The sequence below is a fragment of the Micromonospora sp. 4G55 genome (assembly GCF_016803375.1).
The window spans coordinates 1-4,654 of record NZ_JAEVHN010000497.1 but is presented as its reverse complement, the minus strand read 5'-3'; the positions used below and the strand labels follow the sequence as shown (position 1 = coordinate 4,654).

Genomic DNA, 4,654 nt, shown 5'->3' with positions numbered 1-4,654 from the left:
GCGGCGCCGCCCTCGCGATGAACTCGTCGGTGCGCGGCTTCTTCGGCGGCGACGACACGGTGGCGGGCGACGCCACCGGCACCACCGTCACCGACGGCACCGCCGCCCGTCCCAGCGGGCAGCAGGCGAGCACGGTGCGCACCTACACCGAGCAGAACGAGAGCTACATGGGCTCCCGGGCCGGGGCCGCGCTGAAGAAGAACGCCCCCACCGGCGGGCGGACCTTCTCCGGCCCGGCCGCCGCCGCGGCCGAGACCCCGGTGACGGTGAAGACGGTGCTGGCCAAGGACCCGGTACGGCACCTCGCCAGCCGGGCCACCTTCGGCGCCTCGCCCAAGACGCTCGCCGACATCCGCCGGATGGGCATCGATGGGTGGATCCGCTGGCAGCTCGACCCGGAGAAGATCGCGCCGAGCCCGGCCGAGCTGAAGCTGGCCGAGCTGCCCAGCCTCAAGCTGAGCCCGGTGCAGCTGCGCGAGCAGCGCACCAGCTCAACGACAAGGGCGTGCAGCCGGAGAAGGAGATGGTGGACGCCACCATCGCCCGCCAGATCTGGTCCGAGCGACAGCTCTTCGAGGTGATGGTCGACTTCTGGAACGACTTCCTGCACGTCGCCGCCGACTTCGACGGCGGCGAGGTCTACCGCAACTCGTTCGACCGGGACGTCGTGCGGGCCAACGCGCTGGGCAGCTACCCGGACATGCTGGTCGCCGCGAACAAGCACCCCGCCCTGCTGCTCTACCTGAGCCAGAACGACTCCCGAAAGGACGCCATCAACGAGAACCTCGCCCGGGAGAACCTCGAGCTGTACTCGGTCGGCGTCGACGGCGGCTACACCGAGAAGGACGTACGGCAGGCGGCCATGCTCCAGACCGGCCGCGGTGTCCAGGACGGCAAGTACGTCTTCCGCGCCGACCAGCACTACCTCGGCAAGGTCAAGATCCTCGGCTTCAGCCACGCGAACGCCTCGGCGGACCCGAAGAAGGCCGACGCGGTCATCGACTCGTACATCCGCTACATCGCCCTGCACCCGTCGACCGCCCAGTACGTGGCGCGCAGCCTCGCCACCCGGTTCGTCTCGGACACCCCGCCGAAGTCCCTGGTGGACCGGCTGGCCAAGACGTACACGGTCAACAAGGGCATGGTGAAGCCGCTGCTGATGACGCTCTTCAGCTCCTCGGAGTTCTGGGCGGCGGTGGGGCAGAAGGTGCGCCGGCCGATGGAGTACCTGATCGCCACCTACCGGACCCTCAACGTGCGGCCGGAGGCGTCGCGGGGCTTCAAGTCCGACGGCGGGCGCCCGGCGTTCGCCCGGGGGCTGCGCCAGGTCCACGACAAGCTGCGCGAGCTCGGCCAGTACCCGATGGGCCAGCCCACGCCGGACGGCTACCCGGACGTCTACGTCGCCTGGACCTCGGCCGGCACCATGGTCAACGGCTGGAACGAGGCCGCCGACCTGCTCAACGGCTACCGCACCGAGTTCACCTACACCAGCGCGGAGAACCTGGTGGCGAAGCCGCCGGCGACCGCCGGGGCGTACGTGGACGCGCTCGCCCAGCGGCTGGTGCACCAGAAGCTGAGCGCCAAGGAGAAGGCGCTGATCCTCGGTGTCGCCGGCGTGCCGGCCGGCGCCAAGGTCGACGCGACGTTCAACGGGGCCGTCACCGCCGTCGCGCGGGCGATCCTCGCTTCCCCCCAGCACCACCTCCGGTGAGGCACCCGATGGAGAAGACTGTGCACTCGTTCCCCCTGCACCCCGAATGCCCCGACCTGCGGCGGCTGGCCGACAACCCGGCCGAGGCGCTGCTGCGCGCCGAGGCGACATCGTCGCCGCCGAGAGCGCCGCCGAGGCCGACCGCTACCGCCGGCTGGAGGACCTGGAGGAGGCCCAGCAGGACGGGCGGGGGGTGACCCGGGCGGACCTTCGTCGCCGGCGCCGCCGCCACCGCCACCGCGCTGGCCACCGCGCAGTTCGTCACCACCTCGGCGTCCGTTCGCCGCGACGAAGACCGGCACCCTGATCCACGTCTTCCTCTACGGCGGGCTGGACGGGCTCAGCCTGGTCGCGCCGGACAACGACCCGGTGCTGGCCAAGGCCCGGCCCGACCTGCTGCTCGGCAACGACTCGCTGGCCCTGGGCCGCGGCTTCAAGCTGACCAGCGGCGTTCCAGCCGCTGGAGCAGTGGCTCAAGGCCGGCCAGCTCGGCTTCATCCCGGCGGTCTCCGACGAGCGGCTGTCCCGCAGCCACTTCCAGGCCGCGGACGCCTGCAACCTGGGCGGCCTGCCCAACGAGACCGGCGGCCGGGGCTGGCTGGACAGCCTGGTCGACGCCCTGGGCAAGGGCACCGCGTTCCGCAGTGTCGGCATCGGCAGCACGCTGCCCCGGTCGCTGGTGGGCACCAACGGCGCGCTGTCGATCAACAACGTCGGCTCGCTGCGGCTCAACGGCGACGAGAAGTACCGGGCGGCCACCGAGAAGGCGATCCGGGGCCTCTTCACCGGGATCAACCACCCCGTCCAGGAGGCGGTGCTCGACGGCATGGGCGCGCTGGCCACGGCGCAGCGGCTGGCGGCCAAGCCGTACCAGCCGGCGGCCGGGGTGACGTACGAGGGCGTCGGGTCCGCGTTCCAGCAGCTCGCCCAGCTGATCAAGGGCGGGGCGAACGTCCGGGTGGCCACCGTCGGCATGGGCGGCTACGACACCCACGAGAACCAGGGCACCCGCGACGGCGGCCAGCTGCACCGGCGGCTCAACGAGCTGGCCACGGCGATGGCCGCGTTCTTCACCGACCTCGGTGACCGGGCCGCCGACGTCACCATCATGGTGTCCAGCGAGTTCGGCCGCCGGGTCGCCTCCAACAGCGGCGGCACCGACCACGGCCACGGCGGCGTGATCACCCTGCTCTCCGGCCGCAAGCTCGCCGGCTCGCTGCTCGGCACCTGGAACGGGTTGAACGATCTGGACAGTGGCGACGTACCTGAGTACAACAACATGTTCAACGTCTACGGAAGCGTGGCGCAGGGGCGGTTCGGCCTGACCAACGCCGAGGTGGACAAGATCTTCCCGAGGCAGAAGTACACCCCCATGAAGCTGTACGCGTGACGTACCAGGACACGTACGCCGGCGGCCGCCGTACCGGGAGCTCGTCCCGGCACGGCGGCCGTTCGGCCGCCCCCGTACCCCCGCCACCGGCGCTGCCCCGGCGCGGGCCCGGCGGCCGACGGGCGGTGTCCGCGCTGTTCTGGCTCGGCCTGCTGGCCAGCGTGCTGCCCTGGTGGCTGGACACCCCGGCCGGCGCGCTGGCCGACACCGGCGACGTGCTCACCGCCGCCGGGCGGATCACCGGCCTGGTCGCCGGCTACCTGCTGCTGGTGCAGGTGCTGATGATGAGCCGCCTCGGCGGGCTGGAACGCTGGCTCGGCGGCGAGCGGATCTCCCGGCTGCACCGGGACGTCGGCGCCACCCTGCTGGTCGCGGTGCTCGCCCACATGTCGCTGCTCCTGGTGGCCTACGCCGAGGCCGACGAGCAGTCGGTGGTGGGCGAGGTGGGCGTGCTGCTGCGCGACTACGAGGACATGCTCGCCGCGTTCGCCGCCGCCGGCATCATGGTGCTGGTCGGCCTCACCGGCGTCCGGGCGATCCGCACCCTGCTGCCCTACGAACTCTGGTACCACCTGCACCTGACCAGCTACGCGGCCCTGCTGCTGGGCTTCGGTCACCAGTTCAGCAACGGCGCCCAGCTCTTCCAGCCCGGGCCGGTGCGCACCGGCTGGATCGCCGCCTACCTGTTGGTGGTCGCCGCCCTGGTCTGGGGGCGGCTGGTCGCCCCGCTGCGCTTCAACCTGCGCCACCGGCTCCAGGTGGCCGACGTGGTCGCCGAGACTCCGGACACCATCTCGATCTACCTGACCGGCGCGCGGCTCAACCAGATCGACATGCTCGGCGGGCAGTACTTCCGCTGGCGGTTCCTCACCCGCGGCTGCTGGTGGCAGTCGCACCCGTTCTCGCTCTCCGCCGCGGCCAACGGCCGCTGGCTGCGGCTGACCGTCAAGGTGGTCGGCGCGCACACCGCCGACCTGCGCGACCTCGACCCGGGCACCCGGGTCTGGGCGGAGGGACCGTCCGGCACCTTCACCGCCGCGCACCGCACCCGGGAGCGGGCCCTGCTGATCGCCGGCGGCAGCGGCATCGCCCCGCTGCGGGCGATGCTGGAGGAGCTGCCGCCCGGCGCCGCGCTGATCTACCGCGCCCGCACCCCCGCCGACGTGCTGCTGCACCACGAGCTGGACTGGCTCGCCCAGGCCCGCCAGGTCTCCGTCTGGTACGTCATCGGCTCCCGCGACGACGCCGGCCCCCGCCAGGTGATGAACCCCGACGGGCTGCGTCGGCTGGTGCCCGACGTGGCCCGCCGCGACGTCTACCTCTGCGGCCCGTCCGGGCTGGTCGAGGAGTCGGTGCGGGTGCTGCGCGCCGCCGGCGTGCCCCGCCGGCAGATCCACCTCGCCACGTTCGAGCTGTAGAGAGGCACCCGACATGCGTCGCGCGATCCTCGCGATCACTGGCCTGGCCGCCAGCACCAGCGCGCTGGTGGTGCTCAAGGGCTCCCCGGGCGCCAGCCAGGTCGCTCAGGACCTCCCCGCCGACCAGGCGTC

Annotated in this window: 3 protein-coding genes and 1 pseudogene; all 4 read left to right on the top strand. The window is 72.4% G+C overall.

Going from position 1 to position 4,654, the window contains the following annotated elements:
• Positions 1-17: 17 nt before the first annotated feature.
• The 4 genes and pseudogenes from JNW89_RS28270 to JNW89_RS28255 all read left to right on the top strand — a co-directional run bounded on the left by JNW89_RS28270 (position 18) and on the right by JNW89_RS28255 (position 4,522).
• Positions 18-1,714 (top strand): annotated as a pseudogene (locus JNW89_RS28270) (DUF1800 domain-containing protein).
• Between the two features lie 8 nt (positions 1,715-1,722).
• A complete protein-coding gene (locus tag JNW89_RS28265) occupies positions 1,723-1,911 on the top strand; it encodes a hypothetical protein (protein WP_238451419.1) in 189 nt (62 codons plus the stop codon).
• A 482-nt stretch (positions 1,912-2,393) separates the two neighbouring features.
• Entirely contained in the window at positions 2,394-3,104 is a 711-nt protein-coding gene (locus tag JNW89_RS36990) for a DUF1501 domain-containing protein (protein WP_238451418.1), read from the top strand.
• Positions 3,101-4,522: a ferric reductase-like transmembrane domain-containing protein gene (locus tag JNW89_RS28255; RefSeq protein WP_238451417.1), complete on the top strand. Its 1,422-nt coding sequence runs from the start codon at positions 3,101-3,103 to the stop codon at positions 4,520-4,522. The genes JNW89_RS36990 and JNW89_RS28255 overlap by 4 nt, the downstream gene beginning before the upstream one ends.
• Positions 4,523-4,654: the final 132 nt, after the last annotated feature.